We start from the raw sequence: 16769 nt of genomic DNA on the forward strand, positions 1-16769 counted from the left end.
AAAAGTGAAAAGAGTCAAACGGCGTGTGGTGTGTATGTATATGATACCCGCCGTTATCCGGCGGATATAATGACGGACCGCTTTTATGCCTGCGCTGATAAAAACCGGGCCCGGTTTTTTCCGGGTCCGGTTGATGTGTGCAATATTAGCCGGCATGTGCGAATAATCGAGACCGTTTCACGACCCCGATTATTCCGAGTATTTCTTCAGGCAGATGATGCCGTTATGCCCTCCAAAACCGAGAGAATTGGAGAGTGCCGCACGTATCGTTCCGTCGTATCCTTTGTTGGGGACATAATCGAGATCGCATTCAGGATCGGATTCTTCAAGATTTCTCGTCGCGGGATAATATTGATGATGGAGGGCGAGTGCGGTAACGACTGCCTCGATTCCGCCCGCGCCGCCGAGGAGGTGGCCGGTCATGGATTTTGACGACGATACTTTCAGTTTTTTTGCGTGTTCACCGAATACCGCCTTGATCGCCTTTGTTTCCGTGGGATCGTTCAAGGGGGTCGACGTACCGTGGGCATTGATATAATCGATATCCTCTGGTTTGAGACCGGCGGTCGCTATCGCCATTTTAATAGCGGCAATGCCGCCTACGCCGTCGGGGTGCGGCGCGGTGAGATGAAATGCATCACATGAAATACCATATCCGGCAAACTCCGCGTATATCGTCGCGCCGCGTTTTTTTGCGTGTTCGAGTTCCTCGAGAATGAGGATTCCCGCCCCTTCACCGACCACAAATCCGTCCCTGTCCCTGTCAAACGGTCTGCTTGCCTTCTCCGGGCAATCGTTTCGCTTTGTGCTCAAGGCCTGGAGAACGCAGAAACCTGCAAGGCTTACCGGCGTTATCGGTGCCTCCGTACCGCCGGAGATGACCACATCACACACGCCCATTTTTATCCAGCGCATTGCGGCGCCCATCGCATCCGCCCCGGACGAACATGCCGTGACGATCGAATAACACGGCCCTTGTGCATTATGTCTTATTGCAATCACCGCGGGCCCGATATTACTGATCATTTTCGGGACGAGGAGGGGTTGCACCGCCATACTCCCCTTGCTCTGCATTTTGATGATATCACTTTCGAGAGTTTCGAGCCCCCCGATACCATTGCCCAAAATCACCCCCATTCGTGTATGGTCGACATCCCCTTCTTTTAAGCCGGCGTTTTCCATCGCTTCGATACTCGCATAGAGGCCGAAAAGAGAAAAAAGATCGTTTCTGCGCACGTCTTTTTTCTCGAGTCGATCCGTAGGATTAAAATCCCTGACAATCCCCGCCACTTTCGAGGGAAAATCTGATACATCGAATTTCGTGATTCTGTCAATCCCGTTTTCGACATTCCGGATATTTTTCCAGAAATCTTCGACATTATTTCCCAGGGGATTCACCGTCCCCATTCCTGTTATCACTACTCGTTTTTCCATTTGTTACTCCTTAAATGATTATCCCCCCATCAACTCTGATTACCTGTCCGGTAATATATGAGGACATGTCTGATGCAAGAAATACGGCAACAGATGCAACTTCTGTTGGTTCTCCCATTCTTTTAAAAGGAATATAATGATTCAGGTATGAATCGATTACCTTTTCATCCAGGGCGGCGGTCATTTCCGTTTTGATAAAACCCGGAGCGATGGCGTTGACGCGGACACCACGGGACGCGACTTCCTTGTAAAGGGCTTTCGTGAGTCCGATAAGGCCGGCTTTGGACGCCGCATAATTCGTCTGTCCGGGGTTACCTCCGATTCCGACAACGGACGCCATGTTGATAATGGAGCCCGTTTTCCGTTTGACCATGTGACGGGCAATGATACGTGATATTAAAAAAACCGATGTCAGATTTATTTTGATTACCTTCTCCCACGCTTCGGTTTCCATTCTGAAAATCAATCCGTCCCGTGTGATCCCGGCATTGTTCACGAGAATATCGATTCCTTTCGATTGATCGATTATTTCCTCGATACATGCCGATATCGCGGTTTCATCCGAAACATCGGATTTTTTGAAGAATACGGTCGTATCGTTCCGGGCGGCAGTCTCTTCAAGCCTGTTCATATCTTCACCCTGAACAAGATCGATAATATAGACGGAAGCGCCCTGATTCAGAAAAGCGGTGACAATTTCTTTTCCGATACCCCGCGCACCGCCTGTGACGATCGCTTTTTTGTTTTTCAGTAACATACTATTTCCTCTTCTTTCCTCAGGTAGTTATCAATTTCCCGATATCAACGAGTGTACCGGCGGGTTGACAGATATATTCTTTAGTATACCGTTTGAGAAGTCCGGTAAGAACAGCCCCCGGACCCGTTTCTATGAATGTATCGAACCCGTTGTCAATAAGAGCTTTTTCTTCATCGACCCATTTGACGGTGGAGGTCACCTGTTTAATACACAACTCCTTTGCCTCTTTTCCCGATCGTACGATCGTTCCCGTAACATTTGAAAAAACAGGCTTGGACGGATCGTTGAAGGTATAGCCGGCAAGGACATCCGCAAGACCGGCGGCAGCTTCAGAAAGAAGGGGTGAATGAAACGGACCGGAAACCTTGAGCATGATGTATCGCCGAGCCCCCGCTTCCTTACAGCGAGGTTCGGCCGCCGTAAGGCCTGAATAGGTCCCTGAAAAAACGATTTGATCGGGACCGTTGTAATTTGCCGGGTAAACATCAGGTAGATTGCCCTTTGAAAGGATATTCTTGCATTGGTCGTAGCTGAGTCCGATAACGGCCGCCATGCCGGGATTCCCTTCGCCCGAATCTAAAGCCCTGCTTGCCTTTTCCATGAGAATTCCCCTCGCTTTGACTATGGGGAAGACATCATCGATCGATATAACGCCGGCCTCGCAGAGGGCGGCATATTCACCGAGACTGAAACCGGCAAATCCATCCGGTTTAATACCCTTCTCCTGCAATAACATACTGGAAGAAAGATTCACCAATGTTACCGCGATCTGGGTTTTATCGGTGGCCTTGAGGTCCTCTTCCGAGCCTTCAAATAGAAGTTTTTTCATATCTATTCCTGTTTTCCCGGAAGCGATATCAAAGAGTTTTTTTACCTGGTCACTTTCTTCCCAGAGGTCCTTCCCCATACCTGGATACTGGGCTCCCTGGCCTGGAAATAAAAAACATGTTTTCATCACTCTCTTCCTTTCTTGTCAGGAATATCAGATTTTTTTCCTTCTTCGTTATTTCTCTAGGTGACGTTTCACACTATTGTTATGCAATACAGGATATACGTCAACCCATTTATGCAAAAATTGACAAATCTCTTTATCCATTATATAAGGACCTATTGAATGGGAAAATACCATAGACATTGATACAATGTCAAGAAAAAGAGTGAAAACTTGAAGGTACGAGAGGGTTGACCTTGGGTTTTTTTATCATTATCATCCTTTTTGTTGAATTGATTGCAAGGAGTAACAAGTGAATGCAGTTTTTCATTCTACCGGTGCATATGTTCCTGAAAAATGCATGAGTAATAGCGAGTTTGAAAAGTTTATCGATACTTCGGATGAATGGATTGTATCCCACACCGGGATAAAAAACAGACATCTTGCTGCCGATAATGAGTTTACATCCAACCTTGGTTCAAAAGCCGCCCGAATTGCCCTCGATCGGGGGGGTATCAAACCGGAGGAACTCGATTGTATCATATGTGCAACATCAACGCCGGATTATCCCGGATTTCCGTCGACAGCATGTATCATCCAGAATAATCTTGGCGCAATGAACGCCGGTGCGTTCGATGTTGCCGCGGCATGCAGTGGTTTTGTCTATTCCATCGAGATAGCTCGAAACATGATCATGAACGGAGCGGCACGTAATATACTGGTTGTGGGCGCTGAAATAATGAGCCGGGTGCTTGACTGGAAGGATAGAAACACATGCGTCCTTTTTGGTGACGGAGCAGGAGCGGCCGTTCTTTCTTCAAATGCCGGAGATGAACATCGCGGTATCCTTTTTTCGATATTACGATCGGAAGGGGAAGGGGCGGAATACCTGAAAATTCCCGCAGGCGGCGCGCGATTACCCGTGAGCAAGATTCATGCGAGCAATTCGCAGGAGTTGTTTCTTTTCATGGATGGAAGACGTGTGTATACTTTTGCACTGAGGGCATTTACCGGTATTATCAAAAGCATTCTGGATATACATCATCTTTCACATGATGATATCGATTATATCATACCCCATCAGGCGAATATACGCATCATCGAAGGCGCCGCGAAAAGGTTAAAAATACCAATAGAGAAATTTTTTATTAATATTGCCGAGTATGCCAATACATCGGCGGCAACAATTCCTATTGCTTTGAACGAGATGTGGGAAAAAGGAATGCTCAGAAAAGGCGGACTTCTCATCACGGTCGGATTTGGCGGTGGACTGACTTATGGCGGAAACCTTATCAGGTGGTGATATTTCAATAAAGACGAATCATGTCGAAGAGAGAACGACGCCGCATTCATTAATACAAATAGACAACCTCCGACAGTGGTCTTTTATTCCGTGAGTATGAAATTCAGGAGATAATCAAAAAAAAACCGGTCGTTGGTTAAAAAATAATCGATTTTGCCCCAAAATAATATAAAATATAGCACTGAAAAAAAAATTGGCAATAACACCGAGAATACTATTGCATTGTGCAATACACTTGTCTATACTTATTGTATAATGAGGAGGTGATAGAGGTGGCAGAAAAAGATATAGGAAAAGGCTATATAGAACTAAGATTTGGCCCTCGATGGAAATATATTGCATGCGCAAGGAGTTTTATTCAGAATTTTCTGGCAATCAGTATCGTCGATCAGACAAAAGCGGACAAGATCGCGATGGCGGCGAGTGAACTTCTTGAAAATGCCGTTAAATATGCCAGTGGTGAAGATACGCATATATCGGTAAATGTTTCACCGAAAACAGAAAAAATAACGGTGCAGGTAACAAATATCGCCTCCAGGGATTCAATCGGTACATTGAGGCAGGTATATGGAAAAATCATAAAAGGCAATGCCCTGGATGCGTACGTTTCCCAAATGAAGGAGGCTGCGCTTCGAAGCGACGGAAAAAGTCAACTTGGTCTGGCAAGAATAAGGTATGAAACAGGCGGAGAATTAAGTATTACTATCGAAGATAATGTCGTGAAAGTTTCAATCGATATAGGATAATTAATAACTACATATTTCAAGGAGTTAAAGAATGAATAAATTAGGAATTGAAGCGATAAACGAGGAAAGAATCAAGATAGAAGTATTGGATAGTACCGTTGGAGTGGTTATAAAGTTTATCGGCGATATAGATATGGAAGATCCGAGTATTATTTTGGACCCGCTTTTTGAACAGGTACATAACAAGGTGCTGGAGAATGATATAAAAGAGGTTGTCGCGGATTTTCGTGAATTGAATTTTCTCAATTCAAGCGGTATCAAGGCGGTCGCAAAGTGGATCATGAAATTATCGGAGGTGGATGACAGTCAGAAATATATAATTAAGATAGTACATAACAAAGATATTACATGGCAGGTAACAAGTCTTCCGACACTTACTTTTTTAGTTCCAGGAGCGGTCCAGGTAGAGTAGAATCAGAATAAATGTAATGGATAACAAAAAAAAGGATTTTCTACGTAAACATATCTTTTTTTTTATTTTACAATATAAATATAAAAGAGGTATATTGAATAAACCTTAATTATCATATTCCATTTATACCGTCTCTGTGTGACATCATACATGGAGTATGGTTATATAGGTCGGAACTATAATTATGGGATGATGAGTGCGTGGAATGACGGATAGTGTGTAAAGATCAAGGTGAACGGGAAGTAAGGGAGCGGTTATGTATATTTTTTATTTATTCAGCTTCATCGGTGTTACCTTTTTCTCTCTTTTTTTATGGAGTGATGTGAATAAAAAGCAGACCTTTGGTAAAAGGCCGCTTTATCTTTTGATTTCACTTTTAATATTAGCCCTTATCGGTGTTTTTATCCTCGCGACAAGCATTGTCGGGTATTATACGAAGCCTCTCCCCAAGCCGGCCGCAGAGACATTACAGCAGTCTCCCTTGAAGCAGGATTTTCTCGACATCCTTGCAACAGGGGTTGACAGTCTCTTTGTCTTTCCTGCCTTCACCATTATAAGTATCGCGTACCTCCTTTGTTTTTTCCTTCTCGAATACTCGATTCATTGCCAGAGAATTGAAAAAAGCTTTCTGACAAATGATTTCAGAATGAAATTGAAATCCTTCTACTGGCTCCTTTTCCCCCTTGTATCCATTTCGATCGCCTCATGTATTATCTATGCCTTGAAAGAACCGCTTGCTTTATTGGAAGAAATAAGGGAAAGAGGTCTGTTCCAGCGGGGGATTCCGCTGGGTATTCTCTACTTTAATTTTTTAATGGGCTTCTCGCTTTTTTATTTCCTTATAACGGTCAATATCAACAATAATATTTTCAACTTACAACGCGGCGTCATCCGAAAACAGACAATCCTCTTTAACACGCTTTTTGGCGTTATCTTTTTATGCACGATTTATTTTGTCTTTTTTAACGGATTCGGGCTTGAAAAGGATTTCAGGATTTTCGGTCTGGTCCCGAGCAGTCATCTGCCGATCGAAATATTTACTATTTTAAACGTCGTTTATGTGATAAGGCTTTATACCGAATATTTTTATCAGCGGCTGCTTAATCTCGACAAAACGATCGAGAAATATATAGAAACCGTTGAATTGAAAAACGACCTTATCAATCTCGTTTTGGCAAGTCCCGTATCCGAAGACATCAATATTATTAAAAGCGCGGTCGCCGAATCCATCGAAAGATCCATGCGAAATTTGGTGGTGAATGAGTATCGAATAACGGGAACCTATGTATTGAGAAGAACGGAGAACTGGTTGAAGGTCGATTCAAGCGAACTGATCTATGAGTATTGCACACCGCTTATAAAGACACCCGGTCTTAATCTGAAAAAACAAACGAAGGCCCAGCTGAACGACCTCATTCTGAGAAAGTCATATGATATCGATAGGATAATGAAAAGCAAAAAGGAAGACCTCAATGACTGGGGGGAGCAGGTTATCAAGAATGTGTTTGATACCAACAAGGAATATATCATCGATCCGCTTCCAAAGGAGTTTCTTGGCCTCCAGCGATTCATCGGGTTATACCCCATCATCAATATGGGAAGGGTCGACGGTATCGTTATCGTGTTCAAGGATTCATTTGAGTTCCTCTTTCCCGAGGAACAGAATGCAATAAAGGATATGATCGATGACTTGAAGGTCATTTTCGCGATTATCGAAGGAAAACGGGTGCAATCTGAGAAAAACAGACTCCAGGGCGAAATGGATACGGCCCGTCGCATACAAACGTCGATTCTTCCCAAAACCGTTGATATTCCAGGCTATGATACGGCCTGTTTTATGGAAACGACGACAGAAGTCGGCGGTGATGCCTATGATTTCTTTGCCACGGAAAACGGAAATTACCTGGGAATCGGTGATGTCAGCGGTCACGGATTGCCTGCCGGGATTACCGCCCTGATACAGCAGGCCGCCTTTCAGTCATCGATTTTTACCTCACTCGCTATCGGGATTCCGGCGAAACCGTATATGATTTATAATATCGTGAACAATGTGTTGTGCAGACTCAATTCCGAACGGATAGGCAGTGATAAATTTATGACGCAGAATTATTTTCTTGAAAAAGACGGCCATTTTATCCATGCCGGCGCGCATGAAATCGCCCTCCTTTATTTTAATAAAGAAGAGAAAATGATCGAACTGAAAGATTGCGCGAAAAAGACGGCATATATGGGATTGACCAGTTCAATCGATGCAAAAGATTCGGAAGGAAGCTTTGACATGGCTGAAGGTGATATTCTGGTTATCTATTCCGACGGAATCATCGAGGCAAAAGACCATTTTTATAACCAATATGGTATTGCCAATCTCAAGCATCTTATTCTTACTCACAGCGAACATTCGGCAGCCGAGATTGTAAAGAAAATAGTGTCTGTCGTAAAAGAACACGCGAAAGAAGGCGATATGAAAAAATATGCGGGAAAGCTTGCCGACGATATTTCTCTCATTGTATTAAAGAAACTCAAGTGATAAAAAACACGGTTTTTTACGTAAAAGGGTGTTTTTTTTTTCAACACCTACGGCCGGCGGCCCACCCGTATAGGGGTACCTACGTATAAAAATTCATGCCAAAGGGTCTATACTTTAAATTTATCTTTTAACCTTGACATTTTATATATCTGTTAGTAGGCTTTATCAGAGAGGCGGTATTTAAAAAGAGGAAATATCATCTGATATTCTTTATGTCGCGTGATATTTCATATGTATAATCAAATAAGGAGGAAGATTATGGGTGAATATTTGGATCAGGTACCGGAAAGTTTACATGGCCATATCAAGGCAATCGTCAAGGCATCGAAATTACCCGACGATGAAGAGACCATGGAGAAAGTCGCGAGGGGCTGGCTTGAAAAAAAAGATGCTTTTGAAGAAGAAATCGAACGGCAGAATATGGAAGATATTGATGTGCTTCCAAGGGATGACGAGAGGGGTGCGCTCGCGCTGACGTATTCCGGCTCTCTGGTACATATTGGTCCGCTTGTTGACGGAGTTCGAAATTGTGTCTATACGAGTATCGGACTCAGAACGGATGCCCCGGATTCCGCCCAGGAAGAAAACTCAAGACTGGCCAAAGACGTTGCGATCGATGAAATTATCGATTTTGAATCGGGACCGGTAAAAAGCACTTCCAAAATCTTCAAGATCGCCGTTTTCAAGGATGATATCAGTCCGGAGGAACAGGAAGAAAATCTGACACAGGTGATGACCCAGGTGGAAGAACTTATGCTCGGCGTAAACAAAACGATAATGCTTGACGAATAAAAGCTTCGGTTAATTCCGTCAGGGATATATTCCATAACAATCGACGAGTCTGCCGGTAAGCAGCGACATTGAAGAGAGAATGTGCGTTATCCCGATCCGGCGGACTCCGAATGAGGGATAACGGCGTTCTTATGAAGGGCACGGGTATCTATGGAAAGTTTCTTCCGGTCTGCCCGGGGTTTTATCGGGGTGTGTGTTATTAATGAGAGTGTCGGGGAAAAAGCGGGTTCCGTGTGCGTGGAAAGTTTCACCCGATATGGATTATCGCGGGAGGGTATATCCTTCGATTGACAAAACATGCGGTGTCATCACGGTCGATCGTAACGTGTGTGTAAAGAGAAATCGATTTTTAGATTATGTTAATTTACATTAAATATGGATATGGAAATGAGTGAGGAAACGGCCATTTGTGAACAGAGCAAACATATCAAAAAGAAATTGGTAGAGATATATAATCGAAAAACGCTTCCTCCCGTTCCCGAATATCTCGAAGTGCTGAAGCAGGTCAACTATGTGCTGGAAAACGAGAATGAATCAATACGGCCGTACGGAACCGAAGGCATTAACGGCAACAAACCCGGGGGGGTCATACAGCTTAAGCAATATACACCGGTAATTATCGTTCCCGATTTGCACGCCCGGCTCGATTTTTTTATCAAGATTATGCTTTTATCCGATGATCAAGGAGAAACAAATATCGATAAACTATCTTCCGATACCCTTCAGATTGTCTGTGTGGGTGATGGATTCCACGCGGAAGGAAGGGCTGTCGCCAGGTGGCAGAAGGCCTTCGAGGAGTTTACGACCAAATACAAACGCCACCGGCATATGGATGAAGAGATGCGGGAAAGTCTCGGTATCATGGAAATGGTTATGTTTGTGAAAACCGCTTTTCCCGACAATTTTCACTTTCTGAAAGGCAACCACGAAAATATCATGAATGAAGGCGGTGGAGGTAACTTTCCTTTCAGAAAGTACGCATACGAAGGCGCAATGGTGTTCGAGTTTATCAACAGATTTTACGGTGTCGAGTTTCTCACAACATATTATACCTTTGAAAAGAATTTACCGCTTTTTGCCGTCGGGAAGAATTTTCTCGTCTCGCATGCGGAACCGGCATCGGCTTTTGACAGAAAGACGATTATAAATTACCGGGGTAACACGGAAGTTGTCGCCGGTCTCACGTGGACCGATAATGGAGCGGCTCGACAGGGTAGTGTCCAGAAGATGATTCAATATTATCTTGATGAATCCCAAAGAGATGACGGTTATTATTTCGGTGGACATCGGGCGGTCACCGACCGTTATTTTGCCCGTGCGGGGGGTAAGTATATTCAGCTGCATAATCCTAAAAAACATCTCGTTGCGAGGATCCCGCAGGACCGGCCGATAGATCTGGAAAATGATATTATTGAACTCAATGGACAGGCGGAGGATTATATCAAGAATTCTGTCTTATTATAGCAAAAGCGAAAGCTGTCTGCTGATGAACGGATTTGCACGGGTGATAAGGTATTGTGTAAGGATTGGGGCTTGCAGATATCCGGTTATCACCGTACTTTGTGACGGAATAAGGAATGGGATGTAAGATGTCAGAAAAAATGAAGATAGGGAAATATCGAGTCCTCGATAAGATTGGTGAAGGGGGGATGGGAAAAATATTCAAAGCCCTTCACCCCACCCTCAGACGGCCGATTATCATAAAACAGCTTCGAATCACTTCGCAGAAGGCGCTTGCACAGCGGTTTAAAAGAGAAGCCCGGATAATGATCGATTTCAGAAACGAGAATATCGTCCAGGTCTACGATCATTTCAGAGAAGGCTCCTCATATTATATCGCGATGGAGTATGTGGACGGCGTTACCCTCGAGAACCTTATAAAAAAGAAAAAACAGATAAGCCCGATGGCATCAATTCTCATCCTCTATGAGGTTGCCAAAGGTCTGAAATATGCTCACGACAAGGGAGTCGTTCATCGTGATATAAAACCGGATAATGTTCTTATATCAAAAGCCGGTGAAGTGAAGCTGGTTGATTTCGGCATCGCGACGGCACGGGAGGAGAAAGAGGAAGATCTGACAAAAACCGGTGCCGTTATGGGAACACCCGCGTATATGTCTCCCGAGCAGCTTACCAGCGCGAAAACAGTGGATAAAAGGTCCGATATATATTCGCTCGGGGTGCTTTTCTACAAAGTAGTGACGGGAGTAAAACCGTTCCCGTCCAATTTTTCGGCCGACACGATAAAAAATATTACTAAAGGTCATTACGACAGACCCGAAAAAATAAATCCCGCTATACCGGCGCTTTTTAAACGGATAATCAGAAAAACAATGAACCATAAAATCAAGCGGCGGTATAAGGATTTGAAATACCTCCTGAAATTATTGTCGCCGTATGTGTCCCGTTTCAAAGACCAGAGGGAGATGAACAGGGCAATCAGGAATTATATCCTTGAGGATTCCAAGTCAAGCGAATCGCTTCTTGCGTCCATGGCAGTCAAGAAAAAAAGGAACCCCCTATTCCTTTTGGCGGCTGCGGCAGTCGTCGCCGCTTTGGTGCTGGCTTCAGGATTCCTGTTCTACTCATGGGGATTCTACCATGATTTTTTTCAGGATAAGGCGTACGGCGGGCTCGAGATACGGGCGTTCGTTCCAAAGAATTATTATAAAGATACCAGGTTCATTTATGGTGTGGCGGAATTGTTGAAAGTGGACAGCAAGAATGAAGAGGCGAAAACATTCATGTTGCATCCGCAATCCTTCCCCATTGCGTTGCCTTTTTTAAAACAGGAAAAACTGAATAAAAAATGGAAGGATATGCTTTCCACCGGTACAATTTTTTTACCCGCAGGCAATTACGAATTGAATCTGATTCTGGAAAATCAGAAAATCTTAAAGGCTTTTTATCTTAATCCAAGAAGAATACAAAGACAATCCCTCCAGACGGAAAAGCGAAGGTTATTCGAATTCAGCGTGGATCAACCGCCCGTTCAGCCGATCGGCATCAAACATGCGATATATGACAGCGTTACCGGAAAATCGATCTATGCCCAGACGAACATATGGATAAAGGACGGAAGGGTGTGGAAAAACTGGAAAAGCGAATGGAAACGGCTGGATAAAATCACCTCGGGCAGAAATTATATTTTTAAATACGAGGCCCCCGGTTATTATGAAAAACAGATAATCCTCTATGTCGAACGTGATGTCGAAAATCTCGAACTCGATATCGGACTCGTTCAATATCCGGGGAAGCTCGTTCTCAAAAGCAATTTCACCGAAGGCGAAATACTCATTGACAACCGGTCGGAGAATTATATCGGGGGCGACCGTAAGGAATTCGTTACATACGGATATACCGTCGACGGAAAAAAGGAGTTTCCGCTTCCCGAGGGCAATTATACGCTGACGGTGAGAATGGGGGCAGCGGCGGAACAGCAATCGTACCAGTTTAAAATAATACAAAAAAGAACTACGGTTCTGGATATAAGCTTTGATAACAAGAAAAATACCATTATAATCAGTCCTGGAAAGTAAAGGAGGTTCTATGTCACTTGGTATGCGAATAATTATGTATGGGTGTATCGGTATCGCTTCCGGGATTCTCTCATGGCCGTTTGCCGAGCTTGTCATTTTTTTCCAAAAGGATTTTCCGAACCTTCTTCTCTTCAGTATGGCAACGGGGGTGTCGATCGGAATTTTTATGGGAGGATGTTTCGGAATGAGTGAGGGAATCATTTCCATGTCAAAAGCCAAAATGATACCGGGGATTTTGACGGGGATTCTTTTCGGCGCTATCGGAGGTGCCGCGGGGTTATTGCTGGGTCAGTTTGTTCTTCTTTTAATCGGCACGACCTTTTTCAATTCCAATCTGTCGATCAAGACACTCGGAACCCCGCTATCGAAAGCGGTGGGATGGGCTTTGTTCGGAGCGCTTGTCGGGATGGGCGAGGGAATCAGAAGCAGGTCGTTCGCGAAGATCCGTAATGGCCTGATCGGCGGTTGTATCGGCGGTATTTTCGGCGGACTCGCCTTTGAATACCTGAAGCTGCTTCTCGAAGGGAATCCGGTCGCCCGGCTTGCGGGGTTGGTTCTCCTGGGACTCTGTATCGGAGTCTTCTATGGCTTTATCGAGATAAAGATGACCGACGCATCACTTTTCCTCCTGAACGGAAGTTACAAGGGAAGGGAATACCCCCTCACACAGCAATTGACGTCGATTGGATCTTCTCCGCTGACGGTTGTGAATCTTGAAGGTTATAAGAATATCGGGGAAGTACATTCGGAGATTACGAAAGAAAAGGATGGATTTTATCTTACCCAGGCGGGGACAAAGACAAACACCTTTGTCAATGACGAACAAACGGCGAAAAAGAAACTGGAAAACGGCGACATTATCCGGATTGGTACGGCCCAGTTTCTTTTCAAAAAAAAGGAGAGGGGATAAGATGAGAAAACGATTATGGTGTTTATTGGTTGTTATTGTTGCAGCCGTTCCGGTATTTGCGGATTCGGTATCGATTACACAGATCGATAATTCCCAGCTCATCGCGAACAACCGGGTAAAAGCATATGTCAGCGTCACGGACAATAACGGATACCCGATCAAGGATCTCACGAAGGATGATTTCCGTTTGTTCGAGGGAGGGAAAGAACGGGCCATCCTCGATTTCAGGAAAGGGGTGAATATCAACGAAGGCGTCAATCTTCTTCTCATTATCGACAATTCCGGCAGCATGTACGAAGACGCTTCCGGAAACGAGACGGAGAATCGGAACCAATGGAGGATCACCTATGCAAAAAACGCGGTTGCCTCCCTTCTGAAACAGATAAAGAACCCGCAGGACAGAGTGGGTTTCGCCACCTTCAATGTCAGGTTGCACAATGTGATCAATCCGACGGCGAACAAGGTGAAAATCGAGAAGGCCCTCGGCGATATCACCGTTCCCACGGGAGACGAACGTTATACGGAACTGTATGAATCACTGCATGAATCGATCCGTTTTTTCCAGACAGTCGGGGGGAGAAAGGTAATTATCCTTCTTTCGGACGGGGAGAATTACCAGTTGAAGGACAATCCGAATTATCCCGAACGCGCGGGGCTTGAGGGGGCGATCGAAGCGGCACAGAAGGAAGGGATTTCGGTATTTACCATCGGTCTCATCCATACTGCGAACAGGGATCTGACGCATATAGCGGAAAATACCGGTGGAAGGTATTTTCCCGCTTATAAACCGGAGGAACTCGAAAACCTCTACAGTCTCATACGAAACCAGATATTGAATGAATACCTCATGATCTATGAGGCGGGTATGATTCCCGCGGATAAAAAACTGGTCAAGGTCGAATATGAACGGGGCGGAAGGAAAAGCGAAGGAGAACGGTATTATTTTTCGGAAACGATTTTCGGTAAACCACAGGAGAGGCTCGATTACTTCATGTTTCTGGCCGTTCTCGCGGCGTTTCTTCTGCTTTTTATTTTTTCGCTGATGAAGTTCAAGAACAGGAAGAAGAAACCTAATCTCGAAGTGTTGACCACAAAGGGAAGCAAGACGCTTCCGCAAAAACTGACGATAGCACAGGATCAAAAAGAGATAACGATCGGGACGGGTATGGAGGACGATATCACCCTCGCCATGGACGACAAAGCGGCCCTGACTGAGGTAACGATAAAGAACGACCACGGTATTTTCACGCTCGCATCGGATGACATCCCGGTAACCGTCAACAATAAAAAGGTGAAGAAAAAGGTGCTGCGTTCAGGCGATCTTATAAAGGTCGGCGAAACGACGATCGTCTTCGACGGCGGGGTCCTGGAGGCGCAGAAGAAGAAGCAGCAGAAGAAGAAAAAGAAGAAGTAGGGGCGGGTTGTATTTGTCAAATAAAATAGTCTTAATCATTGTTCCGTAGAAGAATCATATATCGGCTAACGTTAGCGGCAGCTAGTCGGATTTTGGCCCGGAAAAATCCGAAAGTGGAGAAATTGTTTTTCTTAAGAGGAATTCAGATTGATTATTGATAAAATAATTTTCCAATTCTCCGATAATCTTATATCCCAGCTTAAGATAAAGCTTTTTTGCACCTTCATTAAAAGATGATACACAGATGAAAACATTGGGACTATACTGAAAAATATAATCCTCGGCGTATTTTATCAAACGAGAACCGATTCCTCTGCCCCTGAAGGACTCTTTAACCGCTATTGATTGAATATAACCGATGAAAGCACCGTTCATATTGATTAAAATAAATCCGGCAATTTCATTTTCAATTTTTGTAATGAAACAATTTTTTGATTTATCTTCAATATATTTAACTGAATCATTGAAAGATCTCTTGAGAGTCAACCACGGTTCGGAAGTAGACATTATTTTGGCGCATTCTTCAATCTCATCTTTATTTTGCGATATATTTATTTTGATTTTATCTATCATCTATTTTACCAGTTTTAGTCCGATTAATTTATACTACCGTCTTACGGGTACGCGAAATTGGTGAACAAGGGGAGATGATTTGAGCGGAATCAAGTGAAGCCCCGTCCTCGCTGTTATATGTTTTGTTTTTATAGTTATTTCCTCCTGCAGATTAATTCGCCTTTACCAACCGGGACAATGACACTGTCAAAACGCTCGTCGTTCTGAGCTTTTTCAATCATCGGCTTAATGGTTTCAAAATGATTGACAGCATTATCGGCGACCAGGATACCGCCTTTCACGATCTTATCAGACATTATTTCCCAACAATGTAGATACATTTCTTTTTCGCAATCAAGGAAACAGAATGCGACATTCTCAGTTTGCCGGATATTGACGAGGGCGTCGCCTTCTATAAGTTCGACAAAATCCTCGATTTCCGCTTTTTTGAAGGTTTCCATTGCCATTCGTATCTTGTATTCCGACAATTCAAACGTTTTCACTTTCATTCTTCGTTCCTTTGCTGCAAGAGAAATCCACATCGTTGAGTAGCCGGCGCTTGTACCTATTTCAATCAGTTGGCCCGGCGGACAATTGGCGGCTATTATTGAGAGGAACCTGCCGGTTTCGGGCGGTATCTGCCGAAGCCTTTGCATCTTTGGAGTACCATCAAGCCGGTCTTTTTTATCCAAAGTTTCAAGGAAGGCCATTCTTTCCGACATTACAGTTGTTATTTCAGTAAACATCTTTATCTCCTGAGAAAACAATAAAATATAACGTTTTATGGCTTGCCGAAGTTGGCACAATTACCTTATTGTCTTTTTAATAATTACACGACTTATACTCGACATTTACTGTGACACACGTGTCGGTTTTGGCAGAGGCGCTTGTCCGTCAAAGCCGGAAAACTAGTGTTGGGCGTCGTTGGGGTATTTGTGTTTTTTTTCTATGGATTCTCTTATCTCGTTTAAAAGGTCGATTTGTAATTCCTGTATTTCAATCATCTTTGACCATTGTTCGAGTAATAGATGATCTATCTTCTCATGCAAAGTTCTTATCTCAATCTCTGATTTTAGATTTATTTTATAATCATTTTCCACTCTTATTCTGTCTTTTGTTTCCAGTCGATTTTGACTCATCATGATAATGGGAGCCTGAATTGCTGCTATACATGATAAAATCAAATTAAGTAATATATACGGATAAGGATCAAAAGGTTTTGATAATAATAAATGACTATTAACCAGAATCCATAATATTAATATACTAAAAAAAGAAATTATAAATCTCCAGCTTCCTCCAAATTTAGCAACAATGTCAGATATTTTATTTCCAATAGTATATTTTTCTTCATATTGTGCATTGATTGTCCAGGGTAAACTCAATTCCCCATTTTTTACCCGATCAGGGTAAACAAGATTCCCCACTTTTTTTAAAAAAGGGTAATTAAGA

15 protein-coding genes are annotated in these 16769 nt (G+C 43.6%); 9 read left to right on the forward strand and 6 right to left on the reverse strand.

Annotated elements, in window-relative coordinates:
- Nucleotides 1–189: 189 nt before the first annotated feature.
- The 3 genes from fabF to fabD are packed head-to-tail and all read right to left on the reverse strand — an operon-like array spanning nt 190 to nt 3146.
- Nucleotides 190–1434 carry a beta-ketoacyl-ACP synthase II gene (fabF, locus tag JW881_11410; protein ID MBN1698112.1) on the reverse strand — a complete coding sequence of 415 codons (1245 nt, stop codon included), beginning with the start codon at nt 1432–1434 and terminating at the stop codon, nt 190–192.
- A 10-nt stretch (nt 1435–1444) separates the two neighbouring features.
- Nucleotides 1445–2191, reverse strand: coding sequence for a 3-oxoacyl-[acyl-carrier-protein] reductase (gene fabG / locus JW881_11415; GenBank protein MBN1698113.1), 747 nt, complete (start codon nt 2189–2191; stop codon nt 1445–1447).
- A 19-nt stretch (nt 2192–2210) separates the two neighbouring features.
- Nucleotides 2211–3146, reverse strand: a complete 936-nt coding sequence (gene fabD, locus JW881_11420; protein ID MBN1698114.1) for an ACP S-malonyltransferase — start codon at nt 3144–3146, stop codon at nt 2211–2213.
- 337 nt (nt 3147–3483) lie between these two features.
- On the opposite strand from fabD, the gene JW881_11425 reads away from it, so the two are divergent.
- The 9 genes from JW881_11425 (at nt 3484) to JW881_11465 (ending at nt 14765) form a co-directional block, all read left to right on the forward strand.
- Entirely contained in the window at nt 3484–4425 is a 942-nt protein-coding gene (locus JW881_11425; protein ID MBN1698115.1) for a ketoacyl-ACP synthase III, read from the forward strand.
- A 272-nt stretch (nt 4426–4697) separates the two neighbouring features.
- Complete coding sequence (locus JW881_11430) at nt 4698–5171, forward strand: ATP-binding protein (protein MBN1698116.1); 474 nt, start codon at nt 4698–4700, stop codon at nt 5169–5171.
- Between the two features lie 31 nt (nt 5172–5202).
- A complete protein-coding gene (locus JW881_11435; protein MBN1698117.1) occupies nt 5203–5583 on the forward strand; it encodes a hypothetical protein in 381 nt (126 codons plus the stop codon).
- Between the two features lie 256 nt (nt 5584–5839).
- Nucleotides 5840–8110, forward strand: coding sequence for a SpoIIE family protein phosphatase (locus tag JW881_11440; protein MBN1698118.1), 2271 nt, complete (start codon nt 5840–5842; stop codon nt 8108–8110).
- Nucleotides 8111–8368: 258 nt separating this feature from the next.
- Nucleotides 8369–8902 carry a hypothetical protein gene (locus JW881_11445; protein MBN1698119.1) on the forward strand — a complete coding sequence of 178 codons (534 nt, stop codon included), beginning with the start codon at nt 8369–8371 and terminating at the stop codon, nt 8900–8902.
- Between the two features lie 387 nt (nt 8903–9289).
- Complete coding sequence (locus tag JW881_11450; GenBank protein MBN1698120.1) at nt 9290–10366, forward strand: metallophosphoesterase; 1077 nt, start codon at nt 9290–9292, stop codon at nt 10364–10366.
- 125 nt (nt 10367–10491) lie between these two features.
- Nucleotides 10492–12441, forward strand: coding sequence for a serine/threonine protein kinase (locus tag JW881_11455; GenBank protein ID MBN1698121.1), 1950 nt, complete (start codon nt 10492–10494; stop codon nt 12439–12441).
- A 10-nt stretch (nt 12442–12451) separates the two neighbouring features.
- Nucleotides 12452–13351: an FHA domain-containing protein gene (locus JW881_11460; protein MBN1698122.1), complete on the forward strand. Its 900-nt coding sequence runs from the start codon at nt 12452–12454 to the stop codon at nt 13349–13351.
- 1 nt (nt 13352) lies between these two features.
- Complete coding sequence (locus JW881_11465; GenBank protein ID MBN1698123.1) at nt 13353–14765, forward strand: VWA domain-containing protein; 1413 nt, start codon at nt 13353–13355, stop codon at nt 14763–14765.
- A gap of 81 nt (nt 14766–14846) precedes the next feature.
- Here JW881_11465 and JW881_11470 read toward each other — a convergent pair whose 3' ends face one another.
- From JW881_11470 to JW881_11480, 3 genes are all read right to left on the reverse strand, one after another.
- Nucleotides 14847–15338: a GNAT family N-acetyltransferase gene (locus JW881_11470; GenBank protein MBN1698124.1), complete on the reverse strand. Its 492-nt coding sequence runs from the start codon at nt 15336–15338 to the stop codon at nt 14847–14849.
- Nucleotides 15339–15472: 134 nt separating this feature from the next.
- Entirely contained in the window at nt 15473–16063 is a 591-nt protein-coding gene (locus JW881_11475; protein MBN1698125.1) for a class I SAM-dependent methyltransferase, read from the reverse strand.
- Nucleotides 16064–16225: 162 nt separating this feature from the next.
- Nucleotides 16226–16769: DUF1003 domain-containing protein (locus tag JW881_11480; protein MBN1698126.1), on the reverse strand; the 544-nt coding region annotated here is incomplete at its 5' end.

This window comes from Spirochaetales bacterium (assembly GCA_016930085.1).
GTDB lineage: Bacteria > Spirochaetota > Spirochaetia > SZUA-6 > JAFGRV01 > JAFGHO01.

Excerpts from the sequence above, each read along its gene's own strand:
- fabF (MBN1698112.1), bottom strand. The coding sequence starts at position 1,434 with ATGGAAAAACGAGTAGTGATAACAGGAATGGGGACGGTGAATCCCCTG.
- fabG (MBN1698113.1), bottom strand. The coding sequence starts at position 2,191 with ATGTTACTGAAAAACAAAAAAGCGATCGTCACAGGCGGTGCGCGGGGT.
- fabD (MBN1698114.1), bottom strand. The coding sequence starts at position 3,146 with ATGAAAACATGTTTTTTATTTCCAGGCCAGGGAGCCCAGTATCCAGGT.
- JW881_11425 (MBN1698115.1), top strand. The coding sequence starts at position 3,484 with ATGAGTAATAGCGAGTTTGAAAAGTTTATCGATACTTCGGATGAATGG.
- JW881_11435 (MBN1698117.1), top strand. The coding sequence starts at position 5,203 with ATGAATAAATTAGGAATTGAAGCGATAAACGAGGAAAGAATCAAGATA.
- JW881_11440 (MBN1698118.1), top strand. The coding sequence starts at position 5,840 with ATGTATATTTTTTATTTATTCAGCTTCATCGGTGTTACCTTTTTCTCT.
- JW881_11445 (MBN1698119.1), top strand. The coding sequence starts at position 8,369 with ATGGGTGAATATTTGGATCAGGTACCGGAAAGTTTACATGGCCATATC.
- JW881_11450 (MBN1698120.1), top strand. The coding sequence starts at position 9,290 with ATGAGTGAGGAAACGGCCATTTGTGAACAGAGCAAACATATCAAAAAG.
- JW881_11455 (MBN1698121.1), top strand. The coding sequence starts at position 10,492 with ATGTCAGAAAAAATGAAGATAGGGAAATATCGAGTCCTCGATAAGATT.
- JW881_11460 (MBN1698122.1), top strand. The coding sequence starts at position 12,452 with ATGTCACTTGGTATGCGAATAATTATGTATGGGTGTATCGGTATCGCT.
- JW881_11465 (MBN1698123.1), top strand. The coding sequence starts at position 13,353 with ATGAGAAAACGATTATGGTGTTTATTGGTTGTTATTGTTGCAGCCGTT.
- JW881_11470 (MBN1698124.1), bottom strand. The coding sequence starts at position 15,338 with ATGATAGATAAAATCAAAATAAATATATCGCAAAATAAAGATGAGATT.
- JW881_11475 (MBN1698125.1), bottom strand. The coding sequence starts at position 16,063 with ATGTTTACTGAAATAACAACTGTAATGTCGGAAAGAATGGCCTTCCTT.